At 54.8% G+C, this 19,249-nt stretch carries 14 protein-coding genes; 1 reads left to right on the forward strand and 13 read right to left on the reverse strand.

Annotation, left to right across the window (positions count from 1 at the left end; all coding sequences use genetic code 11):
* Positions 1-2,826, forward strand: a 2,826-nt coding sequence (locus B3K89_RS06235) for a DEAD/DEAH box helicase (RefSeq protein WP_345907194.1), incomplete at its 5' end; no start/stop codon positions are given.
* Between the two features lie 45 nt (positions 2,827-2,871).
* On the opposite strand, the gene B3K89_RS06240 is transcribed toward B3K89_RS06235, so the two are convergent.
* The 13 genes from B3K89_RS06240 to rhaS all read right to left on the reverse strand — a co-directional run bounded on the left by B3K89_RS06240 (position 2,872) and on the right by rhaS (position 19,049).
* The gene (locus B3K89_RS06240; protein WP_293891803.1) at positions 2,872-4,299 is read right to left on the reverse strand and encodes a rhamnulokinase; all 1,428 of its coding nucleotides are present in this window, start codon (positions 4,297-4,299) and stop codon (positions 2,872-2,874) included.
* 2 nt (positions 4,300-4,301) lie between these two features.
* A complete protein-coding gene (locus B3K89_RS06245) occupies positions 4,302-5,576 on the reverse strand; it encodes a zinc-binding dehydrogenase (protein WP_293891800.1) in 1,275 nt (424 codons plus the stop codon).
* 9 nt (positions 5,577-5,585) lie between these two features.
* The gene (locus tag B3K89_RS06250; RefSeq protein WP_293891797.1) at positions 5,586-6,746 is read right to left on the reverse strand and encodes an SDR family NAD(P)-dependent oxidoreductase; all 1,161 of its coding nucleotides are present in this window, start codon (positions 6,744-6,746) and stop codon (positions 5,586-5,588) included.
* On the reverse strand, positions 6,743-8,071 hold the full coding sequence (locus B3K89_RS06255; RefSeq protein ID WP_293891794.1) for a PHP domain-containing protein: 1,329 nt from the start codon (positions 8,069-8,071) through the stop codon (positions 6,743-6,745). The genes B3K89_RS06250 and B3K89_RS06255 overlap by 4 nt, the downstream gene beginning before the upstream one ends.
* A 9-nt stretch (positions 8,072-8,080) precedes the next feature.
* Complete coding sequence (locus B3K89_RS06260; RefSeq protein WP_293891791.1) at positions 8,081-10,534, reverse strand: alpha-ketoacid dehydrogenase subunit alpha/beta; 2,454 nt, start codon at positions 10,532-10,534, stop codon at positions 8,081-8,083.
* A 23-nt stretch (positions 10,535-10,557) separates the two neighbouring features.
* Complete coding sequence (gene lpdA / locus B3K89_RS06265; protein ID WP_345907195.1) at positions 10,558-11,910, reverse strand: dihydrolipoyl dehydrogenase; 1,353 nt, start codon at positions 11,908-11,910, stop codon at positions 10,558-10,560.
* 9 nt (positions 11,911-11,919) lie between these two features.
* Positions 11,920-13,233, reverse strand: coding sequence for a dihydrolipoamide acetyltransferase family protein (locus tag B3K89_RS06270; protein ID WP_293891785.1), 1,314 nt, complete (start codon positions 13,231-13,233; stop codon positions 11,920-11,922).
* Positions 13,234-13,246: 13 nt separating this feature from the next.
* Complete coding sequence (locus B3K89_RS06275) at positions 13,247-14,002, reverse strand: DeoR/GlpR family DNA-binding transcription regulator (RefSeq protein WP_293891782.1); 756 nt, start codon at positions 14,000-14,002, stop codon at positions 13,247-13,249.
* 92 nt (positions 14,003-14,094) lie between these two features.
* Positions 14,095-14,406 carry an L-rhamnose mutarotase gene (rhaM, locus tag B3K89_RS06280; protein WP_293891779.1) on the reverse strand — a complete coding sequence of 104 codons (312 nt, stop codon included), beginning with the start codon at positions 14,404-14,406 and terminating at the stop codon, positions 14,095-14,097.
* Positions 14,407-14,415: 9 nt separating this feature from the next.
* Positions 14,416-15,453: an ABC transporter permease gene (locus tag B3K89_RS06285; protein WP_293891776.1), complete on the reverse strand. Its 1,038-nt coding sequence runs from the start codon at positions 15,451-15,453 to the stop codon at positions 14,416-14,418.
* Between the two features lie 3 nt (positions 15,454-15,456).
* Positions 15,457-16,458, reverse strand: a complete 1,002-nt coding sequence (locus B3K89_RS06290; protein ID WP_293891773.1) for an ABC transporter permease — start codon at positions 16,456-16,458, stop codon at positions 15,457-15,459.
* On the reverse strand, positions 16,451-17,968 hold the full coding sequence (locus B3K89_RS06295; protein WP_293891770.1) for a sugar ABC transporter ATP-binding protein: 1,518 nt from the start codon (positions 17,966-17,968) through the stop codon (positions 16,451-16,453). Before B3K89_RS06295 ends, B3K89_RS06290 begins: the two co-directional genes overlap by 8 nt.
* Before the next feature lie 67 nt (positions 17,969-18,035).
* Entirely contained in the window at positions 18,036-19,049 is a 1,014-nt protein-coding gene (gene rhaS, locus B3K89_RS06300; RefSeq protein WP_293891767.1) for a rhamnose ABC transporter substrate-binding protein, read from the reverse strand.
* Positions 19,050-19,249 lie beyond the last annotated feature (200 nt).

The raw sequence follows: 19,249 nt of genomic DNA on the forward strand, positions 1-19,249 counted from the left end.
TTCGAGCAAGCACTGCCACCCAATCCCCTGTTCTGCCCCGACCGCGATTTCCGCCATGATTTTTTGAGTTTCATCAAAGCTATTGCAAAAGCTGCAACAACCTTCGTTACAAATCTCACCTTCCCCGAACAACCTCCCCAGTATCTCTATTCACATTGCACGATCACCTACAAGCAGCATCAGTACAGCGGATGCCTTTCGGAAGGCCGGAACAAACTATGTTTCAGTATCGAAGATATGGATGGCCTGCTTACGTATCTGCAATCACTGCCCTTGAGCACGGTGGAGCAATTTCCCCCGGCGTTGCAGGTGCTGTTGCTTACCCACAACTTCACCCTTGCCCTCTTGGAGAAACGAGCCCTCGTTCCCCAGATTTTGTCCATCAAAGCCGACACGTATTGCATCCGATGGATACCAACGATTTTCAATCCTGAGATTCGCTCGATTACGGACAGCATAGCGAAAGTGCTGGGTGGGCAGCCCATGATTTTCCTAGAAAAAACCGCACTTGCAAGAACAGAACAGATACTGCAGTTGGTCTCGCTCTTTGCAACAACCTACATGCGATTGTTGCTGCCGGAAGCAGACACATCCTATAGCGCAGAACATGCAAGCTTTTTCTCCAACACACCCTACCAACCCATGAAATTTTCCCAACGAGGCAACCCTTCAGCCATCAGCAATTGGTTGGGGAGACTGTTCCTTGGATCGGGCTCATACCATCCGGTGATATGCCTTACCGAGCAGAATCATGAGCAGTATTTGTGCGAGATACAAGTACAGCATGAGAGAGCCCTTCCCGTGTCGTTAAGCTCTTTCCTGGCTTCTTCGGAGGAGCCTTCAGCGCTTCTCAGAGATATAAGTCTGCTTGGAACGTACCTACCGGCAGTAGATGAAGCACTCCAAGGTTCCGGTTCCACTCTCGTGCAGGGAGATTCCTTTCTCCAAACCTGGTTTTCCGTTCTCCCGGTCCTTAAAACCTTGGGAGTGATACTCGTCATCCCCAAGACATTGAAAAAAGTACTCACTCCCACTCTTTCGATTCGTATAAGCAGTTCATCGATTGAACAAGTGAAGAGTCTGCTCTCCCTAAAACAATTGCTCAATCTCTCTTGGACGGTTTGTGCCGGCGAGGAGAGCTGTGACACAGAAACCCTCAAGCAGATGATGGAAGCAGGACGAAGATATGTCCGCTTCAGGGACCAATATATCCAACTTGATGAAAAGGAGATGAACAGGATCAGCAAGTCCATGGCAAAACAGCCGAACCTCTCGGCCATCGACCTGCTCAAGGCCCACCTGGCGGGAGAATATGCAGGGCAGCCTGTCATCACCGATGAGTCTGTCCGAACCATGTTCGCATCGTTGCTCCAAGTCGAGCATGCAACAGTCCCGCAAGGCCTCAATGCTGAGCTCAGACCCTATCAGATGAGGGGGTATCAGTGGTTGGTGCACAACCATCGTCTCGGATTGGGATCCATCCTGGCTGATGATATGGGTCTTGGGAAAACAATTCAGGTGATAAGTCTCCTTGTCTACTTGGCACAAGCGGGTATCATCACTGTGAAAAAACCGGCCCTAATCATCGTCCCCGCATCGCTCATCTCCAACTGGTTGCATGAAATCTCTCACTTTGCCCCCATTCTGACATCGTATGTCCATCATGGGGAGGGCCGCAGCGAGCCGGGACAGGCACTCATCCACATCACTACGTATGCAACACTGCGCAGGGATGTAGAAACCTTCTCCAAACGCAGGTTTTCAGTCCTGGTTCTGGATGAGGCTCAGAATATCAAAAACCGCCAGACAAGCCAAACCCAAGCTGTCAGCGCAATCAATAGCGACTGGTCCCTGGCGCTTACGGGCACGCCGGTAGAAAACCGTCTGGATGATTTCTACAGCATTCTTGATGTGGTTATGAAGGGCTACCTCGGCAGCCAATCAAGCTTCAGACAGCAGTTTTCCATCCCGATTGAACGATACCATGACACCACCGCACTACAGACCTTCAGAGCCATCACATCCCCCTTGATGCTTAGACGGATGAAAACCGACAAATCAATCATCAACGACCTGCCGGAAAAACTCGTAACCGACTGTTATGCCAATTTGACACTCGAGCAGAAAATCCTGTACCAACAAATTGTAGAACAGACCCAGCAACGGCTCGAACAGAAGGACGGCATAGCCCAAAAGGGAGCGATATTCGCTCTGTTGACCGCACTCAAGCAGGTCTGCTGCCATCCAGCCCTGTATGTTGAAGAAAGCAGCCATGAAAGCGAAGCTTCAGGCAAGACACAAATCCTGCTAGGTCTGCTCAGGTCCATTCTCTGTCGCTCGGAGAAGGTATTGATTTTCACCCAATATGCCCGGATGGGCTTTCTGCTTCAGGAAATCCTGAAGACCGAATTGAACATCGAAAGCCCTTTCCTCCACGGAGGATCCTCTCTCGCACAACGTAAAGCAATGGTGGATTCATTCCAAAACGACCCGAATACCGTTCTGATGATCCTTTCCATCCGTGCCGGTGGCACCGGGCTCAACCTGACGGCAGCAAGCCATGTAATTCATTACGACTTGTGGTGGAATCCTGCAGTGGAGAACCAAGCAACCGACCGTGCATTCCGTATTGGACAGGACAAGCAGGTGACCGTCCACCGTTTGATCACCGAAGGTACCTTTGAGGAGAAAATCAATGAGATGCTTCAGGATAAGGCAGCCTTGGTGGAAGATGTGGTGGCAAAGGGAGAGACATGGGTGACCGAACTATCGCCATCTGAATTGAAGTCGCTTATCACATTGCGCGAAGACCACGTACAGATATAAGCCGGCTCCCCTGAAGAAGCCGGCATACACGTACAAAAAGAGGACTCAGGGAAGGAAGACCTTCACCTTCTGCTCCGACCGAATCCTGTCACGACCTTCCTGCAAGTCGGACAGTTCTCCGGTAGCCCATGCCTGGACAACCAAGTTGCCCAAGGCGGTGGCTTCCACCGGCCCGGCGTACACCGTAAGGCCGGTCAACGTAGCGGTCCACTGGTCGAGAATCTCGTTCTTGCACCCTCCCCCGATGATGTACAAGGAGGTGAACTTGGTCTTGATGACCTCCTCCAAATCCTTGATCGCCTTCTGGTAGGCACGGGCAAGACCGCGGTAGATCGCCACCATGTACTCGCCTTTTGATGAGGGACGGGCCAGGTTGTGTTCATCACACCAACCATTGATCCGTTCGATCATCAGGTTGTCGTAGGTGTTCGGCTTGAGAAAGCGCCCGTCCGCCGGGTCGATATACCCCTGGTAGCCCTGGCAGAGCAACGTCTGCTCATCAAGGTCCTTCCAGCTGATCGGCTTTCCTTCCTCACGCTCCCAGTGCCTGACACACTCCTGCTGAATCCACATACCCATGATGTTCTTCAAAAACCGAACATTCCCGCTGGCTGCAATCTCATTGGTGAAGCCGCTTTCCAAGGCGGTTCGGTCGGTACGCGGGGCGGCAAGCTCCACTCCCAGAAGCGACCACGTCCCGCTGGAGATGTAAAGCGGTGTCTCGCCCTTGGCAGCCGGAACCGCAGCCACCGCACTTGCCGTGTCGTGGGCGGCGCTGGCGATGACCACCACGCCCTTGGAGGCACCGACTTCGTGAGCTACATCCTCGGTCAAGGGACCGAGAATGGTGCCGCTGTCCACTATCCGGCCAAACAGCGATCGGTCGAACTGCATGTCATCGATGATGTCCCAGGCCCAATCGCCGGTCCTCGGATCATAGAGCTGGGTCGTCGAAGCATGGGTCCGTTCGTTCTTCATGACAGAGCATAACCAATACGCCAGCAGGTCGGGCACCGACAGATAGTGGCGGGCGGCTTTCAGTGCATCAGGCCTGTCCTGCTGCATGGCGGCAAGCTGATACAAGGTGTTGAACGGCTGGAAGGCGATGCCTGTCCGTTCGTAGATGCGCATCCTGCCGCCGAGGCGGGAGGAAACCTTCTCGATCATGCCGTCGGTGCGGCTGTCACGATAGTGATAGCACAACGAAACCAGACCACCGGTCTCATCGGTGAGGACATAGTCGACGCCCCAGGTGTCGATGCCTATGGAGGTGATCTGGTTCGGGTACTGTGCGAAGGCTTTCTTCAACCCCGTCTTGATCTCACTGAACAGACTTTGGAGGTTCCAATAGAACGACCCAAGAATCTGGTCATTGTGGGTCTCAAACCGGTGTACCACCTCAAACTCTTTCAGGTCCCCAACCAGAACCCGACCATTTGAAGCTCCCAAGTCGATGGCAATATGCTTGTTCATCCTCACTCCTTGATGCGTTTGGTGTAATGCTCAAGCAGATAGGCCTCGGCCTCAGCCGACCACAGCCCGTTGTGCTTATCGACCAACTTGGCAAGTTCGGCGAAGACCGGGTTGGTCCTGCCAAGCTCGGCAAGTTCTGAGAGCGCCACCAAGGGGAAGTCCAGATGGGTGTACATCATTTTCTTGCCGCCGGGGATGTTGGGCAGGTTGATCACCGCCTCGGGTACTGCAGAAAGGCCTCCGATATGGGTGACCATGGCCGAGGGATTGATCAAGCCCTTCTCCATCAGCATCAACGATTCGCGCATATCATCGGTATTGCCGCCGCTGGTTCCCACGATGTGGGTGGAGGCATAGTGGACATTGTAAAAATTCAGGCTGGCTGTGAAATCGGTCTTGTTCGGACCTGCAAAGAAGTTCAGGCATCCATCCTTGCCAAGGATGGCGTCAGCCTGCTCGACCAGGGCCCTTACCGGTGCCATCACCAACACATCGTCATAGCCCTTTTTATCGGTAAGCTCCATCAACTTGGCAACCGGATCGCTGTATTCCTTGGTATTGAGATAGATCAGCTCAACTCCATTGGCCTTGGCATCCTCGACGCTGTACAGGCTTGCCGCCCGCTTGAGCCTGGCATCATCGATATCGGTGACCACCAGACGTCCGGGCTTGCGGTATGTGTTGTGCAGGGCATAGTCGATGGCCGAAAGTCCCATGGGACCGACGCCGGCCAGGATGGCAAGGTTGCCGCCTTCCACGATCCCCATCTGGTGGACATAGCTGCCGCCGGTGGTGTGATACATTGCATGGAAGGTGCCCACGACACAACTGACCGGCTCGGCAAGGCTTCCCAAAAAGAAGGCATCCCCGTCATAGGGAAGCAGGCAGTCGAGCTCCATCACCTGCTGAGGGATGATCACATAGGTTGCATCACCTCCGATGTAGCGGAAGGAGTAGCCCGGGGCATCGAGGGTCCCCTTGTAATTGAGAGCCGGCTGGATGGAGAATCGGGAGCCAACCTTGAACTTGGCCTGCCACTTTTTTCCTACTTCTACGATCTCGCCGCAGAACTCATGGCCGAGCATGATTGGATTCTTATCAATATCCTTGGGAATTCTCTTATGGTTGGGTCCCTGCTCGGCGGCCTTGTGGTCGCTCATGCAGATACTGTTCGTAATGACTTTTGCAAGTATCTCATCCTCTGCAATCGGAGGAAGTTCGAACTCTTCGAGCCTGAGATCATTGACTCCATAGAGTCGGATGGCACGTGTTTTCATGTCTGTCTCCTAATTCAGCATGACCTGGCCGCCGGTCACCGGGACCGCCTGGCCTGTCTCGTAGGTCTGTTCGACTATGTAGAGGATCGCCTTCATGACATCGTCGGTCCTGCAACCGCGATTCATCGGGACCTTCGATTCATAGAACCGTCTTACATCCATAACCGTCTTGGCCCCGGGGACCTTGCCGGCATTGAGGTATTGTACAAACAAGCCCTTCTCGGGGTCCGACCAAAGCGGACCGTCAAGGAAATTGCCCGGGCATACGGCATTCACCTTGATGTTGTCCTCGACCAATTCCAGGGCAAAGCTCTGTGTCAGGCCGATGGTGCCGAATTTCGCCCCTGCATACGCTCCGTTCTTGTTCGACCCTTGGAGGCCCGATTTGCTGGAGATGGCGATGATATCGGTGTAGTAGGCTTTGGAAGGAAGGTTCTGCAGAGCCATCTGCTGTGAAGCAAACTTGGTGCAAATGAAAAAGCCTGTATAATCTACGTTGGTGACGAACTGAAAGTCCTTCAGCGGCATCGACTTGACCGATCCTGCCCGAAGCACCCCGGCATTGGAGATGAACAGGTCCAGTCCTCCGGTCTGCCTGGCTACCTCGTCCATCATCTGTGCAACCGATGCCTCATCGGTCACATTCACCGTAATCGGCTTGGCTACCGTGATGCAGGCTTCATAGTTGAGCTCATCGGCGAGCTTCTTCGCCCCTTCTCCGTTCATGTCGGCGATATATACAAAGGCTCCCATCTCTACGAGTGAGCGCACCATGCCCTCGCCGAATCCTTGGGCACCACCGGTCACCAGGGCGATCTTGTCCCGCACCACATCAGCGCGGCTTTGGGAAGGTGCAAGGGTGGGAAGGGCGCTCACACCCTCTGCACGGGCGGCTTCGTCATAGTTGGTGCCCAGTCCGTATTGCAGATCCAGGCCCTCGATGGCGACAACCGCGGGATAGAGTCGGCGTTCTTCTGTATAGGCTGAAAGCAAGCGCTTCCAAAGAGAAGCAGTCTCTTCAACCGAAGAGCCTTCCTTCAGCGAAGGAAGAAGCAACGAAGGCTGCCTGCCGGTTGTTTGGTGCACAAACAGGCCTTTCTGACCATCAAAGGTCAATCCCCTGAGCAGTGGTGCAATTTCATTGGCCGGATTGGATGTAAACGTCGTCATGCCTTCTCCTGGAATTTCTCGATGATCGAGTAGGGGTTGGAACAATCCATCGACCGTCCCAACCGGGCGTAGTGCTCAAGCCTGGTTTGCAGGCTTTTCCCGGCAAGGGGGTTGTCCGGATGAAACAACCCCAGCTTTGCATCGACGCTGCAAAGTTTCTCATGGGCGACCAGAGCCCAGGCAGAGTCGATCAGGTGGCGTGCATTGGGCTCAAGCAGCTCGGGGCAATTCATGCTCTGCCGGCTGGAGTTGATGTCCACACCGCTGATCTCCATCAAGCCCCGCTCTTTGGCAAGGGCCTGCAGGCGCAGCATCTGCTCCGTCGTATTGCGCGGCGGCATATAGGTGACGGCAGGAAAGCCGATATCCACCAGCAAATCCATCAGCTCGACAAGAAAGGAGTCCTCAAACTGCTCGGCCTTCTTGTCGCCGGTCACGCTCTCGGCGATATCCCCAAGGTAAGCATAGGCGGCAATGGCTCCGATGCTGTTGGAAAAATCGACCACCTTGCGTACATCCATGCACTCATCCCTGCCCGGTTGGATGAAGAAACGGGGAAGGAAGTTGCTCTTGTAGATTCCGAGCAGATCATACGCATAGTGGGGATTGCCCTCATCGAGCAGCAGCGACTGCAGCTTGGAAGGAAGACCGAGGCCAAGCGAGGAAGTCAGAAACCGGACCAGCTTCTCCCCTTTGCCGAACATCTGTATGCTCTGGACGGCCATGGCATACAGAATGTGCCGCTCGGTTACCGATCCTCCCTCGCTGTAACGGGAGAGAGGCAGTACATCGCGCTCGAAGTCCAGGTCGAAGCCGTAGCGGCCCACCAGGGCCTGGAGCGCCTCAACCTGTGCCTTGTTGCGCTTGTTGCGGACTTCCTGCAGCGGCTTCAGGAAGGAAGCAACGGCAGGAAGGTGTTGTTTTGCAACTCCATGGATGCACAGATAGACGATACCCTCGCTGTCGGGGTTATTGATTTTCCGATTTGCAAGCGGTGTATCGAGAAAGCTAACCCTCAGTTCAAAACCCACGGTTGTCGCAATACCTAGGGTTCTTCCAGCAGCGAGCATCTCGGCGGCGGCACCGATGCTGTCGTGGTCGATGCTCCCCACAATTCCCAGGCCGGCCTTCCAGGCCGCATATGCGGCCGCCGCCGGCTCATAGGGGCTGAAGGAGTAGGTGGTATGCACGTGGTTGTTCACCTCTTCGGTGACCGTGCGGCCAAGAGCCCCGCGCCGTATCAAAGAGCCGAGCTTCTCGGTGGCAGCCATGCGGACGGCGGTATCACGATTGTTGATATCGCGTTCAAGCTTCTGTATATCCATGGTTCTTCCTTATACTCCCTTCCGGCTCGTCCTAAAGAACTCACCGTCGGTGAAGTTGTGCTTGGGCGTATAGCCGGGAAGCGGAAGAATCTGCTCGTGGATGGCATCCAGGATGCTGGAAGGCTGGGCAAAATAGTACTCTTCCATCTCAGCAGGCGGGGTGATCCAGTTCTTTGAACCTACAACTACTACCGGGGCGTCGAGGTAGTCGAAAGCGAGCCTTGAAAGGTTGCTGGCAACCGTGTGCAGATAACTGCCGCGCTCGGCGCTGTCGGTTACCATGACGCATCGACCGGTCTTCTTGACCGACTCGATGAGCATCTCGTACTTGAGCGGGTTAATCCACCTCAGGTCGATGACCTCGGCCGAAAGACCAAGCTCGGCAAGCTTGTCGGCCGCAGCAATGGCAGTGTACAAGGCGGGTCCAAGAGCCACCAAGGTGACATCCTTCCCTTCGCGCCTGATGGCGGGCTCCCCTTCGGGAATCTCATAGTACCCCTCGGGAACGCCTTCGGCGACGAACATCTCTCCGATTCCGTAAAGCTTCTGGCTCTCAAAGAATACCACCGGGTCGGTTCCGCGCAGTGCGTAGTTGAGCATGCCCTTCACATCATAGGGGGTTGCCGGATACATTGCCTTCAAACCGGGAACGGAAGCGACCATGCTTGTCCACTCCTGGGAGTGCTGGGCACCATACTTGTTGCCAACCGACACGCGCAGCACCAACGGCATCTTCAGCACGCCGGCACTCATGGCCTGCCATTTGGGCATCTGGTTGAAGACCTCATCTCCTGCACAGCCGAGGAAGTCGCAGTACATCAACTCAACGACGGCCCGTCCGCCGGCCATTGCATAGCCGACTCCGCTACCGACAATAGCCGACTCGGCAATCGGGGAGTTGAAGAACCTCGACGGAGGAAGCAGTTCGGTAAGGCCGCGGTAGCATGCAAACGCCCCTCCCCAGTCACGGTGGTCCTCGCCGTAGGCGATCATGGTCGGATCGATGGAGAAACGATGGACCATGGCTTCGAATACCGCATCACGATACTGATACTGGCGGGCGGCAGGATACTCCTTTCCGTTCTCGTCATACGCGTAGCGGTTTCGCTTGGCGATCTGCTGCACCCTCGGATTCTCCTCAAGGCTCTGCAGCAGCACCGGCTTTGCATCATCAAACTTCTCGACACTGCCGTTTGAGAACATCACCGACTCAATAAAGGCTTCATCCACCATCGGGCTGATCTTGGGATCGGCGGTGATCTGCAGCGTCATTCTCATCTTCTCTTCAAGGAGCGTGTCCATCCGATCAAGGTCGGCTTGTTGCACTACACCGTTTTCGATCAGGTAATTGCCGTAGGCCACGATCGGGTCCTGGTTGCGGAACGCCTCGAGCTCCTCCTTGGTCCGGTAGGTCATTGCATCGCTGGGGCTGTGGCCGCTGTAGCGGTAGGTCAGCGTATCCAGGAAGGCGGGACCTTCCCCCTTGAGCAACAGCTCCTTTTTGCGGGCCGTAGCATCGGCTACAGCCAGCGGGTTGAAACCATCGACACGTTCGGTGTGCATGGAGTACTCGTTGATGGCCGCCCCCACCCGTGCGGCCACCTTGTAGCCCATGGTCTCCCCGATCGGCTGCCCACCCATTGCGTAGAGGTTGTCAAAGCAGTTGAGCATGAACGGGGGATAGCCGGGATTCTCCTCCCACAAGGTCTTGTACTGGTCCATGGAGGAGAGAACCAAGCCTTCGTAGACAGGACCGCGGGCGAGCGAGCCGTCGCCGATGTTGGCGATGACAATCCCCTTTTTGCGGTTGATTTTCTTATACAGGGCGGCACCTACGGCGATGGTGCAGGAGCCACCGACGATGGCGTTGTTGGGCATGCTGCCGAAGGGCTTGAAGAAGGTGTGCATCGAGCCGCCCAAGCCTGCGTTGAAGCCCGTCTTCTTGGCATAGATCTCCGCCAAGGCGCCATAGAGCACAAAGTTCTCTGCGGTGTCGCGGACGTCCTTGCCGGGGAAGTGATCGGCGATTACCTGGTAGGTCTGTCCGTTCATGAAGCCTTCCATGATGGAAAGCAGGTCCTTGTCTTCCATCTTGTAGATGGCGGACATGCTCTTGGCCAGAATCTCGCCATGGCTGCGGTGCGAACCGAAAATCTGGTCCTCGGGCTCCAGCACCATAGCCTGGCCGACCGCTGCACTCTCCTGTCCTGCAGAGAGGTGGGCGGGACCCTTGTGGGTATAGCTGATCCCCTGATACACCCCTTCCTTCTTGATGGTGTCGAGCATCGTCTCAAACTTGCGGATGAGGAGCATGTCATAGTAGGCACGGACCAAACGGTCCTTCCCATATAGCTTAAGTTCCTTCTTGAAATCACTCTGGTACTGGTTTACCGGAATGGAAGGTGTCTTGATGATTTGTTTTTCCCTCAGCGTTGCGGGATCAAACGGTAGTGTTTTGGACATAATAACTCCTTATCATTGCATCCCTACAGGGTATGGTCGAGCTGAAAGCAAGCATCCTTGATCAACTCGGACACACTGGGATGGGGAAATACGATCTCTTTGACATCCTGGACACGCAGCTCAGCCTCAATAAGTGCCGAAGCGCCCCAGATAATCTCACTGCTGTAGGGTCCGAGCAGGTGGACTCCGACGATGGCCCCGGTCTGCGCGTGGCAGATGACCTTCACCAACCCTGCACCTTTTTTGCCGTGTTCGGCCAAGAATCTGCCATTGGCACGCATCTGCACCGTCCGGCTCCTTATGGGGATGCCGAGCTTCGCAGCTTCGGCTTCGGTAATGCCGCATCCGGCGGACTCAGGGTTGCCGTAGACAGCCCACGGTATTGCCTGATAGCGCATGCGCATCGTCTTTGAACCGAAGATATTGGAGACGGCCACCTCAGCCATGCGTGAAGCGCTGTGAGCCAACAGCGAACGGCCGTTGACATCGCCGATGGCGTAGACCGTGGCGAGGTTTGTCTGCATCCGGTCATTGACCACCACGCCCTGCCTGCCGATGTCCAGCCCCAGCTTCTCGAGGCCCTGGATGTTGGGCCTGCGACCCACACTCATCAGGACCATGGAGGCTGCAATGGATTTCTTCTCTCCCTTTGCATCGGTGTAAAGTACGGAATCGGGTGTAATCTCCTCGACCTTGCAGCCAAGGTGGAAGTCCACTTCCTTGAGCTCGCGGCGCATCAGCTTGGCGAACTCGCCGTCCATCATCGGAAGGATTTCACTCATCATCTCGATGACGGTGACCTTGGTCCCGATCATGGAGAAGAAGGAGGCGAATTCGATGCCGATCACTCCGCCGCCGATCACCACCAGCGAAGACGGGATCTCCTTGATCTCGAGAATCCCGTCGCTGGTCAATACATGGCCCAGTGTGGAGCCGGGGATGGGAGGAACAAAGGGCGAACTTCCGGTTGCAATGATCAGGTACGAACCCTCATAGACGGTATCGCCTACCTGTACGTGATGGGCATCGAGAAACTGCGCTTCGCCGAATACAGTCTGCACCTTGTTCGATTTCATCAGAAATTCAATGCCGCCCCTCAGCGTCTTGATCGTCTCTTCCTTCCAGGCCATGGCATCCAAGAGGTTGAAGGAGACTTCCTGTGCCTGCACTCCGAACTGCTTGCCGTCCTGGGCGTGGGAATAGAGCTTGGCGCTGTTGAGCAGGCTCTTGGTGGGAATGCAGCCGCGGTTGGTGCATACTCCCCCCAAATGTTCCTTCTCAATGAGGAGAACCTTTTTCTCCAGCGCCCCTGCCCGCTCTGCTGCGACATATCCGCCGGGGCCGCTGCCCACTACAATCAAATCAAAGCTATCCATACAATGCTCCTACAAGGCCAACAAGAGGTCGATCGAGGCGATATTGTCCATCAAGGCCTTGAGGAAGCGTGCCGCATCGGCGCCATCGACAGCTTGATGGTCCATGGTCAGCGACAAGCCGATGTGCTCAACGAAGGCCACATCGCCGTCCTCATCCTCGATAGGCTTGAGGACGATGGTTCCAACTCCCAAAATGGCAACCTCGGGCACATTCAGGACCGGGGTGAACGCCTCGATGCCGAAGGAGCCGACGTTGCTGACGGTGAACGTCGAACCTGTCAGTTCATCAGGCTGGGCGGTACCGGCTTTACACTTGCCGATAAGAGCCTTGGTTCCTTCACTGAGTTGTTTCAGACTCAGAAGTTCGCTGTTGCGCAGTACCGGCACCAACAGGCCCTTGGCCGTATCGGTGGCCACTCCAAGATGGACATGAGCAAAGCGTAGGATCTTGTCACCCAAAAAGTGGGCGTTGAAGGCAGGGAACTGCACAAGGGTGCGGGAGACGGTAAACAACACCAAGTCGTTGATGGTGATCCCTTGCAAGCCGAGTTCCGGCTTGGATGCCTTGAATCCCGCCCTGAGGCGCTTCAGCGCCCGGGCATCGGCGAAGGCATGCAAGGAGAGCTGGCAGGTCGAATGCATCGACTCCATCATTCTTCTTGCCGTTACCTTGCGAACTCCCTTCACCGCAATCTCAGTGACCTCTTCGGACACGGGAGCAGTGACAGCCGGCTCAACAGGCTTTGCCGCCAGGTCGCTTGCGAGCACCCTTCCTCCGATGCCGCTTCCGCTTGCAGGAGCCTCGATGCCCTGCTCAAGGGCCTGCTTCCTGGCAACCGGTGAAAGGGGCTGGCCCTTGGCGGAAAGCACATCACGCTCGATGATCCTTCCCTTCGGGCCGGTAGGCTGGACGGCAGAGAGGGGTATTCCCAAGGAGGCTGACAACTGTCTGGCACGAGGGCTCGCACCTATGGCTTGGCTTGCTGCAACAACAGGGGCCTGCTCTACTACCGATGCAGAGACCTCTGACGCCTTCGCTTCTTGTTGCTTCGGCTCTTCTGCTGCAACCGTCTCGACCTTCTCTCCAGCTTCGCCGATAACGGCGATGGGAACCATGACCGGCACATCGGCACCTTCCTCAAACAAGCGGGCAAGCACCACACCTTCGGCGGTCGATTCAACGTCGATGGTGGATTTATCGGTCTCGGCTGAACACAGCACATCTCCGACGGCTACCTTGTCCCCCAGCTTCACCTTCCATTCCACGATGATGCAGGACTCGACCGAGTTTCCCTGCTTGGGCATCACAACCTGTTGTGCCATCTATGCTTCTCCTCTACTGTGCGATAATAACCTCGACACCCTGCTCTTCGAGCTGGACGATGAGGTCGGTCGGAAATCCACTGTCTGTGACAATGGTATCAATCTCTGTTACCGGCATGATCCGTACGAATCCCCGATTGCCCACCTTCGACGAATCGACGCAGAGCACCCTGCGGGTGGCTTGGGCGCACATACGCTGCACGACCTGGGCATTCTCCACCAAGCTGGTGGTAAGCCCGTGCTCCATGGTGAACCCGTCGGTGCCGAAAAAGGTGGTCGTTACATGGTAATCTTCTATTTGGCTGATGGCAGCCGGACCCACGAGGGCTTCTGCCTGGCTTCGGTATTCACCACCGACAAGGGTGATGAGCAATTGGGCATTCGCCCTGGCATACGGCAACAGGAGGGTTGAATTGGTAACCACCTTGACATTGCGCTTGCCGAAGAGGTAGCGGGGGATCAAGGAGCAGGTGGAACCATTGGTGATCATGATGCAGTCGTTGTCCTTGACCAAGGTGGCTGCAGTTTTGGCAATCAACTCTTTCTGGGTGTTGTTCGAACCATCGCGGAAGGCGGCCTGCGGCGAGGAGGCGGCGACCACCCTTCCATGGGAGCGGACGACCAGACCTTTGGCGTCGAGGTCCCTCAAATCTCCTCGGATGGTAACGGCAGAAACACCCAACTCTTGGCTGAGGCGGGTGACCGGGTACTCCTCTCCACTTTTCAGCAGCTGGAGAATTTGTTCCTCACGGGGGGAAAGGCCTAACATCCAGTTCGCTCCTGCTTTCAATTTACTTTCGTAACGCTTTCGATTCTATTATGCTTTGACGAATAAATCAAGCAGAAATGAAAGGAAAATGCTCAATCCATGTGAAAGACTTCTTCCAATGGTATGGAGACCGGCGATTTGTCAGGGTTTGTCTCCATCAAGTCGGACATATAAGCCCACCACTTCTGGACAATGGGATTTGCACCCAAGCCCTGGGAGCCTGTGTTGCCTTGCACGCGCTGGAAGGCAAAGAGTTTTCCCGTCTCGCGTTCAAGGAAAATCGTGTAGTCATACACTCCGCTTTCGCTGAGCAAAGCCTTCAACTGAGGCCAAATCTCATTGTGACGCTTCTGGTATTCAGCCTCACATCCCTTCTTCAACTGCATGACAAATGCTTTGCGCATGAAATCCTCCTAGTGTTGTGCCTGCAATCTGAGCTTTCGGTTTGCCTTGTACAGGTCCAGCAATCTGGGAAGCAGGACTGCGATGATCAGCAGGCTTCCAATGACGATGGTCATCAGCGTTCCGCTGAACTTGAGCAGCCCCATGCCGAATTTCAGATAGCCGACGAGCAAAGACCCGATGAACACCCCGAAAACAGTGCCCTTTCCTCCGGTGATCGAAACTCCTCCGAGAACCACCAGGGTGATGATCTCCAAATCCCAGCCGGTTGCAATGTTGGAACGGACCGAAAGAATGCGGCTTGCAAGCAGCATGGCTGTCAGGCCGCAGAAGAATCCAGTGATGGTAAAGTTGATGATCCTGGTGAGTTTGACGTTCACCCCGCTGAACCGGGCGGCCTCGGCGCTGTTGCCGATGGCATACAGCCTTCGGCCGTACGTTGTTTTATGCAGGATGAAGGCAAAAAGGAGCATCAGGGCAAGATAGAGTACGAACTCATAGGGAATGATGGTATTGGGAATGAACTCCTGGCCGAAGACGCCGAAGCCCTCGGGGAAACTGGTGCGGGCCTGGTCGCCCAGCAGTCCGATCGAGATACCCCGGTAGATGGACTGGGTTGCCAGGGTGACGGCGATAGCCGGCATATTCAGACCGGTTATCATCAAACCATTGAACAGGCCTGCAAGAGTGCCCACCAAGAGGGAAATCAAGAGCAGCGAAGGAATGGATGCCCCCCCCTGGGCTGCGTTGCCGACTGCATAGGCGCACAGGGCTATGATCGAGGCGATTGAAATGTCTATATCGCCGCACATGATGATGAAAATCATCGGCAGGGCCATGATTGCCTTCTCACTGAACTGGAAGGTCGCGTTCATCAGATTGAACCAATCCAGAAAATAGGGAGTCCGATTCGTGAAGAATACAAACATCAAGGTGAAAATGATTACCAATATCACTTCCCACTTGGTAAAGAACTCGATGAGCCGGCTTTTGATCGACATTTCGTTGATGAGCCGGCTTTTTGCTATATAATCCTTTTTCTCAGCCATAGCCTACCCCCTCCTCTGTGCCAGCAGTTTTGCACTCTTGCGTTGGTCGGACAGGGTATTCAGAGCCAGGGCGACCAAAATGATCAAGCCTTGGACGAAGGTCTGCCAGAAAACCGACAAATACACGACCGGCAGTGCATTGGTAACCACACCCAAGAAGAGGGTCCCCAAAACCACGCCGATGATCCCTCCGGCTCCACCGGAGAAGGTCACACCCCCCAGCACACAGGCGGCAACCGCCTGCATCTCAAAGCCGGTGGCCATCTCGTTGACCGCCGAGGCATACCGGGCGGTCCACAAGGCACCGGCAAGGCCGCAGAGCGTTCCACTGATCAAAAACACGACGACTCTGACACGGTTCTCATTCACTCCTACGAACTTTGCTGCAGTGGGGTTGCCCCCGATGGCGTATACTTCGCGTCCGGTCCGGGTGAAACGGCTGAAATAATAGAAGACTGCTATGACAACAAAGGCAATCCAGAGAAGGTATGAGATGCCTAGGAATGTCGTACGGGGAAATCCGATGTACGCAGGAGACATCTCATGGGCGGTTACCCAGGTGCCCTTGCTGAGCACGAAGGTAAGACCGCGATAGATGTTCACCGTCCCGAGGGTGGTGATGATGGGAGGGATTTTTCCATACGCCACCAATACACCATTGAACAGGCCCATCAACAGCCCGATACCCATGCCTACCAGCAAAAGAACGAAAGGGGGTACCGATGCATAGGATTCGTTGATCATTCCACAGGCCATGCCGGTGAAAGCGATGATGGAACCGACTGAAAGGTCGATACCGTTTGAGAGAATGACCAAAAACTCACCGATGGCAACAATCGAGAGAATGGCCATGTCGTTGAGAATCCTGTTGATGTTCTCACCTGAAAGGAACTGGGGCGAGCGGATGGTTATAGGAACCAAAAGGACCATCAGCAAGAGCATCAGGGTCAACTCCCTGCGCTCAAGCGCCTTTTTCAGCAGTGATGATGGAGCACGTTCAGGCATGGGCGGCCTCCTGGGAAACAGTAGCAATGGCGTAGCGCATGACCGTCTCGGCTGTGCACTTGCGAGCATCAAGCATGGCAGTCTGATAGCCTTCATGCATGACCAGAATCCGGTCGCTCATTCCCATGACCTCCGGCAGTTCACTGGAAATAAGAATGACAGCCACACCTTGGGCGGCCATGTCGCAGATGAACTGATGGACGGCGGCCTTGGTGGCGACATCGATTCCTTTCGTCGGTTCATCGAGAATGAGAATCTTGGGTTTTGTCCCGATCCACTTGGCCAGAACGACCTTCTGCTGGTTCCCCCCCGAGAGGGTCTCTGCATCGACATGGTAGCCGGCCGACTTGATCTCCATCTGGTTCCCATGTTCCAATACATAGGCCCTCTCCTCCTTGGAGCGGGTGATGATGCCTTTGAATGACAGCAGCTTGAGCACCGGCAGGGAGATATTGTGGGTCAGACTCATTTTCAGCACCAGACCCTGCTTCTGACGGTCCTCGGGAACCAAGGCGATGCCCTTGCGCATGCTTTCTTTGGCACCCTTGGGCATAAAGGCCTTGCCTTCGAGATACATGGTGCCTTCACTGGCCTTGTCGATGCCGAATATGGTACGGACAACCTCGCTGCGGCCGGCACCCACCAAGCCAAACAGCCCCAGGATCTCACCCTCGTGGAGCGTAAAGGAGATGTGCTTGAATGCACCGAGCTGGCTCAGCTTCTCTACCTTGAGAATCTCCTTGCCCAGGGCAGGGGTATGTTCGGGATAGAGCTGATCGATCGAGCGGCCGATCATCATATTGATGATTTGGTCCTCGGTGCTCTCAGCAACCTTCCCTTCCCCTATATACTGTCCGTCACGATAGACGGTGAAATAATCACAGATGGTAAAAATCTCATCAAACTTATGAGAGATGAACAAAATGGCTTTGCCGCTCTCCTTGAGGGAGCGGACAATCCTGAACAAGTCTTCGACCTCCCGTCCGGTAAGGGCGCTGGTCGGCTCGTCCATGATGACCAGCTTGGCATCGAGGGAGAGCGCCTTGGTGATCTCAACCATGTGCCGCTTGGCAACGCTGAGGTTCTTGACCAAGGTGTCGGGGTCGATATCCAGCTGCATGCGTCTCAGCAGTGCCTTGGTCTGTTCGGTCATTGCCTTCCAGTCAAGCTTCTTGGTCTTGGGATTACGCAGATGGTGCCCCATGAAAATATTTTCAGTGACACTGAGCTCGGGAAACATCGAGGCTTCCTGATGGATGGCAACAATGCCGGCCTGTTGGGCCTCGATGGCATTCTTGAAGGAAATCTCCTTGCCTTCAAGTACGATGCTCCCATGGGTGGGGATGTACACACCAGTCAGGATTTTCACCAAGGTTGACTTTCCAGCCCCGTTTTCCCCGATCAGGGCATGCACTTCGCCCGAGCGCAGTGTCAGCTTGACATTGTCCAGGGCCCGGATGCCGGGAAATATCTTGGTTAGGTTGGTAACTTCCAACAATGCGTCTGGCATTGTTCCTCCTTATACAAGCAAAAACAGACGGCTCCCACCGATGGAGGCAGGAGCCGAATACAATGATCTAGAAAATTGCTGCGAACTGCTCGATGTTGTCCTTGTTGAATACGTACGGATAACCCATGTAGATGATTCCATCTTTCTCAACTTTCATGGAATCCATGCGGCCGGCGGGAATGGCCTCGCCGACGCTGCCCTTGACGGTTCCGTCAATGAGGCCGTTCAAAATGTAGGTGGAAGTATAGCCGAGGTCGATCGGATTCCACAGAGCCATCTGGCGGCAGGTGCCGTCGAGGATGTAACCCTTCATTTCCGAAGGCAGGCCAAGACCGGTGACTTCCACGATACCGGCTTTACCGGCATCCTTGACAGCCTGTGCAGTAGCAAGCAAACCAACAGTGGTCGGGCAAATGATCGCCTTCAGGTTGGGGTACTTCTGCATCAAGGAGACAGCTTCACGATAGCTCTTGTCCGGGGCGTCGTCACCATAGACAACTTCCACGAGCTTCATGTTGGCATACTTTGCATCCTTGATCTCTTCCTTCATCCAGTTGATCCAGAGATTCTGGTTGGTAGCCTGGGCGGAAGCGGAAAGAACAGCAACATCACCCTTGTAGCCGGTAAGTTCGGCTGCAAGCTGAATCTGCTGACGGCCGATGAGCTCGGCATTGCTCGGAAGCAGGTCGACGATGCGTCCGCCTACGTTGATGCCGGAGTCAAAGCTGATGACCTTGATGCCGGCTGCCATGGCCTTCTTGGTGACGGGAATCAAAGCATCGGCATCGTTCGCGCTGATGGCAATCCCATCGACTCTCTGTGCAATGAGGGTCTCGATGATTTCAATCTGGCCTTCAGCAGTTGCCTGGGGAGGACCCATGTAGGTGGTCTTGATCCCACCAATTTCGGCTGCCGCTTCCTGGCTGCCCTTGAACACTGCGTCAAAGAAACCATTGCCCATGCTCTTTACGAGTATGACAATTTCCTTCTCTGACTTTACTGCCTGTTCCTTGGTTCCCTGGGCGAAAAGACCAGTGACGACCAAGCTGGCAATGAGTACAAACAACAACGCTTTCTTCATACAAACTCTCCTTTTACGAAATCATTCCGACAGAGCCGGAATCTATTTGAACCTGGGCATGCCAAGGCAAACAGCACAATGTGTATAGCATAATGCTATATCCTTATGTATAAGTGTGACAGCTTTTTTGAAATCCGCAATAACTGAATAGTCATTTTTTAGCACTATTTTATCATGCGGTTGGATTGTCGGCGCTTTCT

It is taken from the genome of Sphaerochaeta sp. UBA5849 (genome assembly GCA_002432715.1).
Lineage (GTDB): Bacteria > Spirochaetota > Spirochaetia > Sphaerochaetales > Sphaerochaetaceae > Sphaerochaeta.